Annotated in this window: 13 protein-coding genes; 10 read left to right on the top strand and 3 right to left on the bottom strand. The window is 36.1% G+C overall.

Features of this window, described 5'->3' with window-relative positions; all coding sequences use genetic code 11:
* Nucleotides 1-2 precede the first annotated feature (2 nt).
* The gene (locus tag AC1DMU_RS01220; protein WP_088123318.1) at nucleotides 3-500 is read right to left on the bottom strand and encodes a molybdopterin-binding protein; all 498 of its coding nucleotides are present in this window, start codon (nucleotides 498-500) and stop codon (nucleotides 3-5) included.
* Between the two features lie 150 nt (nucleotides 501-650).
* On the opposite strand from AC1DMU_RS01220, the gene AC1DMU_RS01215 reads away from it, so the two are divergent.
* From AC1DMU_RS01215 to pyc, 3 genes are all read left to right on the top strand, one after another.
* Nucleotides 651-938 (top strand): Fpa/YlaN family protein, encoded by a 288-nt coding sequence (locus AC1DMU_RS01215; RefSeq protein WP_000135698.1) that lies wholly within the window; start codon nucleotides 651-653, stop codon nucleotides 936-938.
* 125 nt (nucleotides 939-1,063) lie between these two features.
* Entirely contained in the window at nucleotides 1,064-2,242 is a 1,179-nt protein-coding gene (locus AC1DMU_RS01210; protein ID WP_088064316.1) for an FtsW/RodA/SpoVE family cell cycle protein, read from the top strand.
* Nucleotides 2,243-2,575: 333 nt separating this feature from the next.
* Nucleotides 2,576-6,022, top strand: a complete 3,447-nt coding sequence (pyc, locus tag AC1DMU_RS01205) for a pyruvate carboxylase (protein ID WP_048546114.1) — start codon at nucleotides 2,576-2,578, stop codon at nucleotides 6,020-6,022.
* Nucleotides 6,023-6,260: 238 nt separating this feature from the next.
* On the opposite strand, the gene ctaA is transcribed toward pyc, so the two are convergent.
* A complete protein-coding gene (gene ctaA, locus AC1DMU_RS01200; protein WP_088064315.1) occupies nucleotides 6,261-7,196 on the bottom strand; it encodes a heme A synthase in 936 nt (311 codons plus the stop codon).
* A 496-nt stretch (nucleotides 7,197-7,692) separates the two neighbouring features.
* Here ctaA and ctaB point away from each other — a divergent pair, with 496 nt between their 5' ends.
* From ctaB to AC1DMU_RS01165, 7 genes are all read left to right on the top strand, one after another.
* Nucleotides 7,693-8,616 (top strand): protoheme IX farnesyltransferase, encoded by a 924-nt coding sequence (gene ctaB / locus AC1DMU_RS01195; RefSeq protein ID WP_000017546.1) that lies wholly within the window; start codon nucleotides 7,693-7,695, stop codon nucleotides 8,614-8,616.
* A gap of 93 nt (nucleotides 8,617-8,709) precedes the next feature.
* Nucleotides 8,710-9,759, top strand: a complete 1,050-nt coding sequence (gene coxB / locus AC1DMU_RS01190; RefSeq protein ID WP_000745278.1) for a cytochrome c oxidase subunit II — start codon at nucleotides 8,710-8,712, stop codon at nucleotides 9,757-9,759.
* 60 nt (nucleotides 9,760-9,819) lie between these two features.
* The gene (gene ctaD, locus AC1DMU_RS01185) at nucleotides 9,820-11,646 is read left to right on the top strand and encodes a cytochrome c oxidase subunit I (protein WP_476941472.1); all 1,827 of its coding nucleotides are present in this window, start codon (nucleotides 9,820-9,822) and stop codon (nucleotides 11,644-11,646) included.
* A complete protein-coding gene (gene ctaE / locus AC1DMU_RS01180; RefSeq protein WP_000557858.1) occupies nucleotides 11,646-12,269 on the top strand; it encodes a cytochrome c oxidase subunit III in 624 nt (207 codons plus the stop codon). The genes ctaD and ctaE overlap by 1 nt, the downstream gene beginning before the upstream one ends.
* Nucleotides 12,270-12,272: 3 nt before the next feature.
* On the top strand, nucleotides 12,273-12,605 hold the full coding sequence (ctaF, locus tag AC1DMU_RS01175; protein ID WP_000985692.1) for a cytochrome c oxidase subunit IVB: 333 nt from the start codon (nucleotides 12,273-12,275) through the stop codon (nucleotides 12,603-12,605).
* 85 nt (nucleotides 12,606-12,690) lie between these two features.
* A complete protein-coding gene (ctaG, locus tag AC1DMU_RS01170; RefSeq protein ID WP_000069010.1) occupies nucleotides 12,691-13,596 on the top strand; it encodes a cytochrome c oxidase assembly factor CtaG in 906 nt (301 codons plus the stop codon).
* A 228-nt stretch (nucleotides 13,597-13,824) separates the two neighbouring features.
* Nucleotides 13,825-14,823 (top strand): formamidase, encoded by a 999-nt coding sequence (locus tag AC1DMU_RS01165; RefSeq protein ID WP_000535797.1) that lies wholly within the window; start codon nucleotides 13,825-13,827, stop codon nucleotides 14,821-14,823.
* Between the two features lie 46 nt (nucleotides 14,824-14,869).
* Here AC1DMU_RS01165 and AC1DMU_RS01160 read toward each other — a convergent pair whose 3' ends face one another.
* Complete coding sequence (locus tag AC1DMU_RS01160) at nucleotides 14,870-15,235, bottom strand: YugN family protein (RefSeq protein ID WP_001160938.1); 366 nt, start codon at nucleotides 15,233-15,235, stop codon at nucleotides 14,870-14,872.
* Nucleotides 15,236-15,339: the final 104 nt, after the last annotated feature.

The following is a 15,339-nucleotide window of genomic DNA, read 5'->3' as shown; positions in this document are numbered from 1 at the left end:
CTTTAAATAATTGTAAATTTACGGATGTTACGGATTGGATTTTGTCTATTAGATCCATCATTGTAATATAGATGAACAGGTCCATCCTCTTTTAATGGCTTTCCTTCTTTTGAAAAACCAAGAATAGCATTTTCTACAGTTTCTAATGGAAGTATTATTGTTTGATCTACTGTTTCAATTTCGACTTGCGTAGCGTCCTCTGAAATTTCGGCGTTAGCAAGAAATGGATGAAATGGTATACCGAACGTTCCAGTAATTAGTTGTTCTTTTTTATATTTCTTTACACTTTGTTGTATCGGTGGAAACGCAGCACCATCACGGATTTCGCGATCCCAATGCTCTGAAGTGTTTTTTAAATAAGCTTCTAGTTCTGAAGTGTTTTCTCTTGTTTCATCAAAGTAAGTTGTCAAATCTACTTTTCGATCATCAAAGATCCAAACAGTTGGATCGATAGTGATTGGAAAACGAACTTTTCCATTAATAAATAAAATTTCGCTCATTGTTGTTCCCCCATTTGTGTTATACTCCCACTTTTCAGTATAATAGCATTAGACACGGTTGTCACAAAAAATGTTTCTATTGCAATTTACTAAAACTATCGCTAATATTAATAGATAGGAGAGAGTAGGACGGAAACGGAGGGAATCAATTTGGCGTCTGAGACAGTATCAAATCATCAGGAAAAGGCACTAGCCCTTCTACAAGCGGATGCGGAGAAGATTTTAAGACTTATTAAGGTGCAAATGGACAATCTTACAATGCCGCAATGTCCATTATATGAAGAAGTGTTAGACACACAAATGTTTGGACTATCCCGCGAGGTCGATTTTGCAGTTCGCCTTGGTCTTATTGCAGAAGAACAAGGGAAAGCAATGTTAGGAGAGCTTGAACGTGAGTTATCTGCACTTCATGAAGCATTTACGAACAAACAACAATAACGGGTTCAAATAGGGGGGCTCAAACTGAAATAGTTTGGGCTTTTTATTTGTATAATAAAGCAGGAAGAATCAATGTACATATGGAATACAACAATAATTAAATTGAAACAGAAAGAGGAAATGAAATGAAAAGAGTATGGAAATCAATGGATTATTCATTGTTACTTCCTCTTGTTATCTTATGTGTGTTGGGAGTTATAATGGTATATAGTTCTAGTTCCATTGTCGCGATTTCACGATTTGATAAACCAGCAAATTTCTTTTTTAAAAGACAATTAATTACTTTAGTTGTTGGGACAATAGTATTAATAATTATTGCTACTATCCCATATAAAGTTTGGAGAAAACGAATTTTTTTGTTGGGGAGTTACGGTGCTAGTGTTGCCTTATTAGCTGCAGCTGCCTTTTTCACTAAGTCAGTAAATGGTGCAAACGGATGGATATTTGGAATACAGCCTGCGGAATTTGTAAAGATAACGGTTATCCTCGTCTTAGCTCATTTTTTTGCGAAAAGACAAGAAACGAATACACCTGTTTTTAAAGGGTCAGGTCCAGTACTTATTGGTGTTGGTATAATCATGTTTTTAATATTAAAGCAAAATGATTTAGGTACTGATTTGTTAATTGCAGGAACAGTAGGAATTATGTTTCTTTGTTCGGGAGTACAGGTTAACTTATGGATTAAACGAATTGGTTTAACTTCTATAGTATGGATTCCGGCACTATATCTTCTTGGTAATTATGCATTAAATCCATATCAAAAGGCACGTTTTTCTGTTTTCCTTGATCCGTTTAATGATCCTCAAAAGGATGGATTTCAATTAGTGAATTCATTTATTGGAATTGCTTCTGGAGGGCTTAATGGTAGAGGTTTAGGGAATAGTGTACAAAAATATGGTTATTTACCAGAACCGCAAACGGATTTTATAATGGCAATTATATCTGAAGAACTTGGTTTTATAGGTGTAGCTATCATTTTAATCTGTTTATTACTTATTATTATTCGGTCATTTAGAGTTGCACAAAAGTGTACAGATCCATTTGGAAGTTTAATAGCTATCGGAATTGCAAGCTTGTTTGGAGTTCAAACGTTTATCAATGTCGGTGGTATGTCTGGAGTAATACCGCTAACAGGGGTACCATTACCGTTTGTTAGTTACGGCGGAAGTTCTTTATTAGCTAATCTACTTGCAATGGGAATACTACTCAATATTGCTAGTCACGTGAAACGACAAGAGAAACAACAGAATGGTCTAATGAAAGAAAGAGAACAAAATGGACCACATCTTGTAGTTGTAAAATAAAAACACATTATGCTTTAGAGCATAATGTGTTTTTTTATTTTTTAGTTGTTTTAAATAGGATGTATTAATTTCTCTTTCAGTTAAAAGATATATCACATTAACTCAAATGTGATATACAATTAAGTTGTTAGAAAAGGAAGAGGTATGCTATACTATTTTTGTGAAACAAATTGATCAGAAAACTTATCATTTGTTAAAAAATAAGGTATGATGGATAAAAATAAAGTGAAGCTTTCTAAGTATAATATAATATAGAAAGTGAAGAACTTCACGCTCTTTAGGGTGTGTATATATTTTATCTCTAGAGTGGTAGGAAAGTAGAGGGGGAAAATCATGACAAAGCTGCAACGTATTCAAAAAGTATTGGTAGCTAACCGTGGAGAGATTGCAATTCGTGTGTTTCGAGCTTGTTCGGAACTTGGATTAAAAACAGTTGCAATCTATTCTAAAGAGGATAGTGGTTCTTATCATCGTTATAAAGCCGATGAGTCCTATTTAGTTGGGGAAGGGAAAAAGCCAATTGATGCTTATCTAGATATTGAGGGCATTATTGAGATTGCGAAAAGTAATCATGTAGATGCAATCCACCCTGGATATGGTTTCTTATCAGAAAATATTCAATTCGCAAAACGTTGTGAAGAAGAAGGGATTATCTTTATTGGTCCAAAGAGTAAGCATTTAGATATGTTTGGAGATAAAGTGAAAGCAAGAACACAAGCGCAGCTAGCACAAATTCCAGTTATTCCTGGTAGTGATGGGCCGGTAAATTCAGTAGAAGAAGTTGGAGAATTTGCTGAAAAGTATGATTACCCGATTATTATTAAAGCTTCCCTTGGTGGTGGCGGTCGTGGTATGCGTATTGTACGTAGTAGTGAAGAATTAAGAGAATCGTATAATCGAGCGAAGTCAGAAGCGAAAGCAGCCTTTGGTAATGATGAAGTATACGTTGAAAAATTCGTTGAAAAACCTAAACATATAGAAGTTCAAATTTTAGCAGATGAAGAGGGCAATGTTGTTCATTTATACGAGCGTGACTGTTCTGTACAACGTCGTCACCAAAAAGTGGTAGAAATCGCACCTAGTGTGTCGCTTTCAGATGATTTGCGTCAGCGTATTTGTGATGCGGCTGTGAAATTAACGAAAAATGTAAATTATTTAAACGCAGGAACAGTAGAATTTCTTGTAAAAGGTGATGAGTTTTACTTTATTGAAGTAAATCCGCGTGTTCAAGTTGAACATACAATTACAGAAATGATTACAGGGGTAGATATCGTTCAATCGCAAATTTTAATAGCTGATGGACATGCATTACATAGTAAAATGGTAGGTGTTCCGAAGCAAGAGGAAGTAGTTGTTCATGGATTTGCGATCCAATCTCGTGTAACGACTGAGGACCCACTAAATAATTTCATGCCGGATACAGGGAAAATTATGGCATACCGATCAGGCGGTGGTTTCGGTGTTCGTCTTGATACAGGTAATAGTTTCCAAGGTGCTGTTATTACACCGTACTATGATTCTTTACTTGTAAAAGTTACAACATGGGCACTTACTTTTGAACAAGCTGCTGCGAAAATGGAACGTAACTTAAAAGAATTCCGTATTCGTGGTATTAAAACAAATATTCCATTCCTAGAGAATGTAGTAAAACATAAAAACTTCTTATCAGGAGAATATGACACTTCATTTATTGATGCGTCACCTGAACTATTCCTGTTCCCGAAACGTAAAGACCGCGGAACAAAAATGTTAAATTACATTGGGTCAGTAACAGTAAATGGCTTCCCAGGAGTAGGGAAAAAAGAGAAACCAATTTTCCCGGATGCTCGTATACCGAATGTATTACACTCAGAGCCGGTTCAAAATGGAACAAAACAAATTTTGGATGAGCGTGGAGCGGACGGATTAGTAAAATGGGTACAAGATCAAAAGCGTGTACTTTTAACGGATACAACATTCCGTGATGCGCATCAGTCATTACTGGCGACGCGTATTCGTACAAAAGATTTACATCAAATTGCAGAGCCGACAGCGAGAATGTTACCGAACCTATTCTCAGCGGAAATGTGGGGTGGTGCAACGTTTGATGTTGCATATCGTTTCTTAAAGGAAGATCCATGGGAACGATTACTAGATCTTCGTGAAAAAATGCCAAACGTTTTATTCCAAATGTTACTTCGCTCTTCAAACGCAGTTGGTTACAAAAACTATCCGGATAATTTAATTCAAAAATTTGTGGAATGTTCTGCTCAAGCTGGAATTGATGTGTTCCGTATTTTTGATAGCTTAAACTGGGTAGAAGGTATGAGAGTTGCGATTGATGCTGTACGAGATACTGGTAAAATTGCAGAAGCAACAATGTGCTACACAGGAGATATTCATGATCCGTTACGTAGTAAATATGATTTAAATTACTATAAAAACTTAGCAAAAGAGTTAGAAGCATCAGGAGCACATATATTAGGAATTAAAGATATGGCAGGCTTATTAAAACCTAATGCGGCATATGATTTAGTTTCTGCATTAAAAGAGACGGTATCGATTCCGATTCACTTGCATACACACGATACGAGTGGAAATGGTATATTAACGTATACAAAGGCAATTGAAGCAGGTGTTGACATTGTCGATGTAGCAGTAAGTTCTATGGCTGGTCAAACGTCACAACCAAGTGCGAACACGCTATACTATGCATTAGGTGGAAACGAAAGACAGCCAGACGTTAATATAGATTCATTAGAAAAACTATCTCATTATTGGGAAGATGTACGTAAATACTACGCACCGTTTGAAAGTGGTATGAATGCACCTCATACAGAGGTATATATGCACGAAATGCCAGGCGGACAGTATAGTAATCTACAACAACAAGCGAAAGCGGTTGGTTTAGGAGATCGCTTCGATGAAGTGAAAGTAATGTACCGCCGTGTGAATGACATGTTTGGCGATATTGTTAAAGTAACGCCATCATCTAAAGTTGTCGGTGATATGGCATTATTTATGGTTCAAAATCACTTAACAGAACAAGATGTTTTAGAGCGTGGGCATTCTATGGACTTCCCAGGATCTGTTGTTGAAATGTTCTCAGGAGATTTAGGACAGCCATATGGTGGTTTCCCGAAAAAGTTGCAAGAAATTATTTTAAAAGGGAAAGAGCCATTAACAGTAAGACCGGGTGAATTATTAGAGCCAGTAGATTTCGATGCGTTAAAAGAAGAGCTATTCCATAAGCTTGGACGCGAAGTGACGATTTTTGATGTAGTTGCATATGCATTATATCCAAAAGTATTTATGGATTACGAAAAAGTTGCTGAGCTTTATGGAAGTGTATCTGTGCTTGATACACCGACATTCTTCTATGGTATGAGACTTGGTGAAGAAATCAATGTGGAAATCGAACAAGGTAAAACATTGATGGTTAAACTAGTATCAATCGGAGAGCCTCAGCCAGATGGAAATCGTGTTCTTTACTTGGAGTTTAACGGTCAACCACGTGAGATAGTTGTGAAAGACGAAAGTGTGAAAGCAACAGTGGCACAACGTGTGAAAGGAAACCGTGAAAACCCAAACCACATTAGTGCAACAATGCCAGGAACGGTTATTAAAGTAGTTGTTAAAGAAGGCGATGAAGTGAAAAAAGGCGATTCTATGGCAATTACAGAAGCGATGAAAATGGAAACGACAGTTCAAGCGCCGTTCAATGGGAAAGTGAAAAAAGTATATGTTAACGATGGAGATGCAATTCAGACGGGTGACTTACTCATTGAATTAGATCACTAAAAAAGAAAAAGAGCTGTGTAAATGCAGCTCTTTTTTTTATCCCGCTATTCGCCGGGCAGTAAGACACCCGCCTCAAAATTCAGCGAAAACAAAGAAGTTAGATGGGGGATCAACTGCCCATAAAAGCCTGATTGGTGCGGGCTAATAATCAGTGGGGGGATGAAGACCCCCACTGATTAAAGTTTCACTTTATTGCAAAAAATACCTTGCCAATTCAGCAAGGTATTTTAATTTAAATTTATTTTGTTTGTTTAGAAGTTGATTCAGCTTCTTTTGCATTCACTTTACTTCGTGTACCTAACATAACTAAATAGCATAGTACAGCAAACAAGCAAGAAATGAATAGTGAATGTAATAATGCCATTACTAAATTAGCATTTGTAAATACGACTAAAATTCCTACGATAGCTTGAAGTGTAACAAGGATAAATGAAATGATCCATCCCCAGTATACGACAGGCTGCTGCTTGTAATGGCGAATAGCGAGAATCATCGCGTATAGTATCCAAGCGAAAATTAACATCGCTGCAACTCTATGTCCCATTTGAACCCATTCATGTAGTTGAGATGGCATAGGTCTATTTTTGCTACATAAAGGAAAGTCTGGACAGGCTAAGCTAGCTCGTTCGTGACGTACTAAAGCACCTGTGTAGACGACAATATAACTGTAAATTGTTACACCATAAATATGAAATTTCATTTTTTTGTCCATAATAAGTGAACGTGCATCAAATTTCTGATCAATTTCAAAGATAAGACACGTTAATAAAATGACAGAAGCAAATGAAATTAAGGAAATACCGAAATGGATAGCAAGTACAGCTGGCATTTGTCCCCAAACAACTGCTGCCGCTCCCATTAATGCTTGCGCAACTAAAAATACGAAGGATAAAATTGCTAACGTTTTTGTTTCGCGCACATGTTTATAATATTTCCAGGACAAAATACAAAGGAGAGTGACAAGAATTCCTGCTGATCCTGATGTAAGGCGGTGACTTAGTTCAATAATAGTTTCCATTGATAAATTAGATGGAACAAATTCACCGTTACAAAGTGGCCATGATTTACCGCACCCTTGGCCAGAACCTGTTTTTGTAACTAAGGCGCCTCCTAGTAAAACTATTAATAAATCAAGACTCGTAATGACTGCTAACCATTTAATAAAGCGTTGCAATCTATTTCACCATCTTTCTGCTATGAAGTTATTGCGAAATATTTTCATTCCATTATGTATAGAATAAAAAGCGCTAGTTTCTATGATATATAAAAAATAATAAAATAGCAAAGAAATGGCGGGGGCAGACAGGGGAGAGAAAATGGGTGTGGAAATAGGATATATAAGGGAATTTTTAGGTGAAAAACAGGCTATTTTGAAAAGATATGGGGAGAATACGTGTTAAATATGACAAAAAAGTTTATTATAGAAGGTAACATCATGTTATGATAAGGACAAGTAAGAATTAAGTTTTTATATTCGACACAAAAAGTTCATGTTTTCTTCACAAAATGTTCGGGAAATATGATTTAATATATTGGAGTATGGGCGTAGATTAGTAGTAGAATGGATTAACAATATTTCTACTGTAATAATATTGCTATATAGAAGCGAAATATTTCATTCGAAATAGGCGCAAAAAGAAAGATGAAAGTTTTAAGAGGGGGTTAAAGTGATGAGCCATGCAACAAGTGAGCTGCATGATGAGTCAGCTGTTACAAGTGTACCGGAAACAACTCGGCTACAAGATTTATCAGCGCTCGTTAAAATGGGGATTGTAAACTCAAATACACTTACTGTATTTACAGGATTTTGGTTGGCATTACATTTTAATGGATTAAGTGTGATGGACAATCTGGATAAGTTATTCTTTACAATCGTTGGTTCTGGATTAATTATGGCAGGGGTATGTTGTTTAAATAACTACATTGATCGAGACATCGACCCGTTAATGGAAAGAACAAAAACCCGTCCAACAGTTACTGGGAAGTATAAACCGGGATTTGCACTTACATTTGGACTAGTTATATTACTTCTTGGATTTGTATTTTTATTATTAACAACACCAATGGCAGTATTAATGGGATTTATTGGTGCTTTCACATATGTTGTCTTATATACGTTATGGACAAAGAGAAAGTATACACTAAATACTGTTGTAGGTAGTATATCTGGAGCAGTTCCACCTTTAATTGGATGGGCAGCAATCGATCCATCTTTAGGCCATCCAATTGCTTGGATGTTATTTTTAATTATGTTTATTTGGCAAATCCCACATTTCCTCGCATTAGCGATGAAACGTGTTGATGAATATCGAAATGCAGGAATTCCAATGCTTCCTGTAGTTCATGGATTTGAAATTACGAAACGCCAAATTATGATTTGGACAGTATGTTTATTACCACTACCATTTTATATGAGTGGACTAGGGATAACATTTATGGTAATTGCAACATTGTTAAACATCGGATGGATCGTTTTAGGATTTTATGGCTTCCGTAAGCAAGATGACATCAAATGGTCCGTACAAATGTTTGTTTATTCCCTAAATTATTTAACAATCTTATTTGTATCAATGATTGTAGTTACATTCTTCTAAGACAACGACATAATTGGATTTCTTTACGTTGAGATTTACTTTACTTAACTATAAAGTACAATCTAATTCACAAGGAAAGTGGGGGTTGTTTGTATGAAGAAACAGTGGCGACTGCTTTCGTTCGTTTCACTGCTGGCTTTACTGTTAGGGGGATGCGGTAAAGCCTTTCAATCTACTTTAATTCCGCAAGGAGAAGTAGCAAAAATGCAATATGATTTGCTCTTACTAGCAACTGCGATTATGGTAGGAGTAGTACTAGTAGTTACTATTATTTTCTTATATGTAATTGTGCGTTTCCGACAAAAGAAAGGTCAGGAAGATTATATTCCAGAGCAAGTTGAAGGGAATCACAAACTAGAAATTATTTGGACAGTTATTCCGATTATTCTTTTGTTAATCTTAGCTGTTCCGACGGTTACATATACATTCAAACTTGCTGATGTAAGTGCGATGGAGAAAAAGAATATTGATAAAGATACTATCGTTGTTGATGTAACAGCGAATCTTTATTGGTGGGAATTTTCTTATAAATCAGAAAAAATAGTAACTTCTCAAGATTTAGTCATCCCCACAGGTAAGAAAGTGTATTTGAATTTGAAGGGTGCCGATATTAAACATTCGTTTTGGGTTCCATCTTTAGCTGGGAAAATGGATACAAATACAGACAATGTGAACAAAATGTGGTTAAAGGCAGATAAATCGGGCACTTATAATGGTTTTTGTACAGAATTTTGCGGCCCATCACATTCTTTAATGCAATTCAAAGTGAAAGCTTTAGATGAAAGCGAGTACAAAAAGTGGCTTGCTGATATGAAGAAGATTGATGGGAAGAAAGAAGTAGCTTCAACAAAGGCGCAAGAGGGCCAAGAAATATTTAATAAAAGCTGTATTGGTTGTCACGCAGTTGGATCTAATGATAGTAGACCACCTTCCGCTCGTATCGCACCAAACTTAGCAAACTTTGCGGATCGCGATATGGTTGCCGGTATTGCCGAAAACAATGAAGAAAACTTAAAAAAATGGCTGAAAGATCCTGAAAATATGAAACCAGGAAATAAAATGACTGGTAAATATGGCAACTTAACGGATGATCAAATTGATGCATTAAATGCATACTTACAAACGTTAAAAGTTGAAAAGTAAAGAGGGATTATTCGCGAAGGGGAGGTTGAAAACGTGAGTTCTGTAGCAAAAAAACAGGGGATGGGTGCTGTCATATGGGATTATTTAACGACAGTAGACCATAAAAAGATTGCCATTCTCTATTTAATTGCAGGTGGATTGTTTTTTATAATAGGCGGAATAGAAGCTCTATTTATTCGCCTTCAATTAGCGATTCCTAACAACGCTTTTCTTGTTGGGGATGCTTATAATCAAATATTAACGATGCACGGTACAACAATGATTTTCCTCGCAGCTATGCCACTCGTGTTTGCATTTATGAACGCCGCTGTACCACTTCAAATTGGTGCACGTGATGTAGCGTTCCCGTTTTTGAATTCACTCGGATTTTGGTTGTTTTTCTTTGGTGGAGTATTTTTAAATTTAAGTTGGTTTTTAGGTGGAGCACCTGATGCAGGCTGGACATCTTATGCATCTTTAGCTTTAGCCTCTAAAGGCCATGGTGTTGATTTTTATGTACTCGGCTTGCAAATCTCCGGTATTGGTACATTAATTGGAGGTATTAACTTCCTTGTAACCATTATTAATATGCGTGCGCCAGGAATGACGTATATGCGTATGCCGATGTTTACATGGACGACATTTGTAACATCTTCTCTAATATTATTCGCTTTTCCGCCGTTAACTGTAGGATTAGGACTTTTAATGTTAGATCGTTTATTTGGAACAAGTTTCTTTAATCCAGCATTGGGCGGGAATACGATTATATGGGAGCATTTATTCTGGATTTTCGGTCATCCAGAAGTATACATTCTTATACTCCCAGCTTTCGGAATATTCTCAGAAATCTTCGCGACATTTTCGAAAAAACGATTATTTGGTTATTCGTCGATGGTGTTCGCGACAGTATTAATTGGATTCTTAGGATTTATGGTATGGGCGCATCATATGTTTACTGTTGGACTTGGTCCAGTTGCAAATGCTATTTTCTCAGTTGCAACAATGGCGATTGCAGTACCGACCGGTATTAAAATATTCAACTGGCTCTTTACGATGTGGGGAGGAAGTATTCGTTTTACGACACCGATGATGTGGGCAGTAGCTTTCATTCCATCATTCGTAATGGGTGGAGTTACAGGTGTTATGCTAGCATCTGCACCAGCGGATTATCAATTTCATGATAACTATTTCGTAGTAGCTCACTTTCATTATGTAATTGTCGGCGGTGTTGTATTTGGTTTACTTGCAGGAGCTCATTATTATTGGCCACTGATGTTTAATAAAGTATTGAATGAAACGTTAGGAAAGATAACATTTTGGCTATTCTTTATCGGTTTCCATTTAACGTTCTTCATACAGCATTTCCTTGGTTTAATTGGTATGCCACGTCGTTACTACACATATCTTGAAGGCCAAGGGTTGGAAATGGGGAATATGATTAGTTCTATTGGAGCGGTATTTATGGCTCTTGGAACGATTGTTCTTCTATTCAATGTAATTAAAACGACAGTTTCAAAAGAAAAGGCTGGTCGTGATCCATGGGATGCACGTACATTAGAATGGACAATGCCAGCACCAACACCAGAATATAACTTTAAACAATTACCATTTGTTCGCGGGTTAGATCCGTTTTGGATTGAAAAACGTGAAGGGAATAAAGAAATGACAGCGGCGGAACCAATTGGTGATATTCATATGCCAAATCCATCGTTTTCACCATTTATCATTTCTTTAGGATTGTTTATAGCGGCATTCGGTGCAATGTATATGCAGGGTGGAAAAGATAAGTTTTGGTTATTAGTAGCAATTATCGGTTTAATCATTACATTTGGTACAATGTTCCTACGTTCAGTAATCGATGATCATGGATATCATATTCATAAGGAAGATAAGGGGGGCAAGGCATAATGCATGTAGATGAAAAATTAACGAATGAAACATTTCCAGCAGAGCCTGAAAAAGCAACCCTTGAGGGAAAAAATAAGTTCGTCGGTTTTTGGTTATTTCTTGGAGGCGAAACAGTATTGTTCGCTTCCTTGTTTGGCACATATTTAGCGTTAAAGAATTCTACAAATGGTGGACCAACATCTCAAGAGATGTTCCAAATGCCACTCGTTTTCATTATGACGATGCTTTTATTAACGAGTAGCTTAACGAGCGTATATGCGATGTATCATATGAAAAACTTTAACTTTAAGAAAATGCAACTTTGGCTATTAGTAACAGTGTTGCTAGGTTTAGGGTTTTTAGCATTTGAGATATATGAGTTTTATCATTATACGCATGAATTTAAGCATACTATGAGAAGTAGTGCATTTGGTTCCGCGTTTTATGCTCTTGTTGGTACACATGGTCTCCACGTATTGTTTGGATTATGTTGGATTTTAACATTAATCTTTAGAAATGCGAAGAGAGGTCTAAATTTATACAATGCACCGAAGTTTTATGTTGCATCGATTTATTGGCACTTTATTGACGTAGTTTGGGTGTTTATTTTCACTGTAGTATATTTGATGGGAATGGTGGGATAAACAATGGCGATAAAGCAAATGAATAATCCTAAAGTTGATCTTGTTTATCGGAAGAGAAAAAGTGCGGAGGAAATGAAGCATCAAGTTATTACATTTGCATTAATGATTTTTTTAACATTAGTTGCATTTGCAGCAGTCGCATATCCGAAAACTTTTAGTCCGACTTTCTCAGTACCATTTATTTTACTATTAGCAGTGGTACAAGTAATTTTTCAATTGTATTATTTTATGCATATGAGTCATAAAGGACATGAAGCGGCAAGTTTCTTTCTTTATTCTGGTCTGTTGATCGGGTTAATTACAATTTTAGCTTTTATGACAATTGTGTGGATTTGAAAAGTGAAGAATAAGGGAGCTTGTGTCGTCACAGCTCCCTCTTCATGTTATGTGAAAGGATAACCTTAAGAAGGTAGGTGTGACAATGAGTAACTTGTGGATATTTGGTTTTCAAGCTCTATGGAGTCCAATCTTTTTACTATTTATGCTTTCGATCCTTATCGGGTACTTTTTAATTATTGGGCCATATAGAATGCGATTTGAACATGCGAAAAAGGTAAGTAAGAAGCAAGTTTTTTATTTTACGACCGGGATTGTTCTTTTGTATTTTGTAAAGGGAGGGCCTATTGATTTAATTGGTCATATTATATTTAGTGCACATATGTTTGAAATGGCAGTTATGTATATTGCAGTTCCACCGTTATTGTTGCTTGGTATACCAGTTTGGTTATATCGTTATATTACTTCTTTTAAGTTCGTTCAAATTATATTGAAGATATTTGCTAAGCCACTTATTGCATTGTTTGTATTTAATGGCCTGTTTTCTTTTTATCATTTACCAGTTGTTTTTGATACAGTAAAACAAAGTCAAATTGCTCATCCTATTTGTCTCGCTATATTGTTCTTTACGGCAATCATGATGTGGTGGCCGATGCTAAATCCATTACCAGAATATCAAACGTTAAGTGATATAAAGAAACTGGGTTATATGTTTGCTAACGGTATATTATTAACGCCAGCTTGCGCGTTAATCATTTTTGCGACGGCGCCATTATTTGCAACGTATACGGATCCGGCTGCTTGGATGAAGGCGATGGAACTATGTGTACCAGCGGGAACTTTATCTGATTTAAATATAACTGGACCAGAATTTTTACACTGGATGCCAGTCGTACAAGATCAACAAACAGGTGGCATCATTATGAAAATTGTCCAGGAAATAGTGTACGGTACGATTATTGGTTATGTATTTTTTAGGTGGGCACGTAGAGAACGTGAAAAAGATAAAGAGCAGTTGCAACAATTACCGCCATATTTACAAACTAAGTAAAAAAGTGTATGGGTTTCCATACACTTTTTTAGTTTTAGTAAACTATAAAAAGATTGAATTTTCAATTTATTCATGTTAAGTTAGTGTAGGCATGTACTAAAAGTGGATATAAGATTTACTACTAGCTTTAATACGTAATGATTCCATGTGTAGTGCAAGTTTTTTAGAGAGTTACAAATTTATATTGTTATCTTTAATAAACAAGAACTATTTTAAGGGGGAATTTAAATGGGTAGTAGTGGAAGTATGGTAAAGCCAATTAGTGGTTTTTTAACAGCATTAATACAATATCCAGTACCGGTAGTAGAGTCACGTGCAGACATTGATAAACAAATTAAACAGATCATAAAAACAATTCATTCAACTAAATCAGGGTATCCTGGATTGGAATTGATAGTATTTCCAGAATATAGTACACAAGGGCTTAATACAAAAAAATGGACTACAGAAGAGTTTTTATGTACAGTTCCTGGGCCAGAAACAGACTTGTTTGCTGAGGCATGTAAAGAGTCTGAGGTATATGGTGTTTTTTCTATAATGGAAAGAAACCCTGATGGTGGAGAACCGTATAATACAGCAATAATTATTGATCCACAAGGTGAAATGATTTTGAAGTATCGTAAGCTAAATCCTTGGGTGCCAGTCGAACCTTGGAAAGCTGGAGATTTAGGCTTACCTGTTTGTGATGGACCTGGAGGAAGTAAATTAGCTGTTTGTATTTGTCATGATGGTATGTTTCCTGAAGTAGCTCGTGAAGCAGCTTATAAAGGTGCAAATGTCTTGATTCGTATTTCTGGATATAGCACACAAGTTAGTGAACAATGGATGTTAACTAATCGTTCGAATGCATGGCAAAACTTAATGTATACATTGTCAGTGAACTTAGCGGGTTATGATGGGGTATTTTATTACTTTGGTGAAGGACAAGTTTGTAATTTTGATGGGACTACTTTAGTGCAGGGACACCGAAATCCTTGGGAGATTGTTACTGCCGAAGTATATCCAGAGCTAGCAGATCAGGCTAGATTAGGATGGGGTCTCGAAAATAATATATATAATTTAGGTTCAAGGGGATATGTAGCGACTCCTGGAGGGGTGAAAGAAAACCCGTATACGTTTGTAAAAGATTTAGCTGAAGGTAAATATAAGGTTCCTTGGGAAGATGAGATTAAAGTAAAGGATGGAACTATTTATGGGTATCCAGTCAAAAAGACGATTCATTCTTAAGTAAGATAAATAGAAAAAGCGCATCAATATGATGCGCTTTTTCTATTTACTCAATGATTTGGAACTCTTTTAACTCTTTTTCGATATTTTGTAGGAGTTGTTCGCTTTTTTGAAGTACATTCGTTGGGAAAGTTTCACCATCACCATATTCAACGCCGTGAGGATAATAATGTTTTCCTAATAAGGGAGGAAGTAGCTTTATTTCAGCGTGTCTGCTACCAACATCACCTTCAACAGCCAAACCTTGTACGCGCAAATAATAAATATCATTTAATATTTCAAATTTATAATCGTATGTAACTCGTTCATAATCCCACTGTCCAGCAAGTACAAAATGGTTCTTTTCCATAATCTCTGTTAATAGTGTTAAATCAACGACTGCCCCATTAAATTTCGTATTTGTAAATTGCATATAATACCTCCTCTTTTCATGTTACATCATTATTTTTATAATAGTATGAATAATAAGAAAGTGCAATTCATATTGAGAGAAAAGGTAGAATCCAGACTTTTTTT

The sequence above is a fragment of the Bacillus sp. 01N45 genome, from assembly GCF_056399205.1.
Note: the sequence above shows the minus strand (reverse complement) of the source record. Positions and strands in the feature narration are given on the sequence as shown.

Coding starts and splice junctions, on each gene's coding strand:
- AC1DMU_RS01220 (WP_088123318.1), bottom strand. CDS start 500: ATGAGCGAAATTTTATTTATTAATGGAAAAGTTCGTTTTCCAATCACT.
- AC1DMU_RS01210 (WP_088064316.1), top strand. CDS start 1,064: ATGAAAAGAGTATGGAAATCAATGGATTATTCATTGTTACTTCCTCTT.
- pyc (WP_048546114.1), top strand. CDS start 2,576: ATGACAAAGCTGCAACGTATTCAAAAAGTATTGGTAGCTAACCGTGGA.
- ctaB (WP_000017546.1), top strand. CDS start 7,693: ATGAGCCATGCAACAAGTGAGCTGCATGATGAGTCAGCTGTTACAAGT.
- coxB (WP_000745278.1), top strand. CDS start 8,710: ATGAAGAAACAGTGGCGACTGCTTTCGTTCGTTTCACTGCTGGCTTTA.
- ctaD (WP_476941472.1), top strand. CDS start 9,820: ATGGGTGCTGTCATATGGGATTATTTAACGACAGTAGACCATAAAAAG.
- ctaE (WP_000557858.1), top strand. CDS start 11,646: ATGCATGTAGATGAAAAATTAACGAATGAAACATTTCCAGCAGAGCCT.
- ctaF (WP_000985692.1), top strand. CDS start 12,273: ATGGCGATAAAGCAAATGAATAATCCTAAAGTTGATCTTGTTTATCGG.
- ctaG (WP_000069010.1), top strand. CDS start 12,691: ATGAGTAACTTGTGGATATTTGGTTTTCAAGCTCTATGGAGTCCAATC.
- AC1DMU_RS01165 (WP_000535797.1), top strand. CDS start 13,825: ATGGGTAGTAGTGGAAGTATGGTAAAGCCAATTAGTGGTTTTTTAACA.
- AC1DMU_RS01160 (WP_001160938.1), bottom strand. CDS start 15,235: ATGCAATTTACAAATACGAAATTTAATGGGGCAGTCGTTGATTTAACA.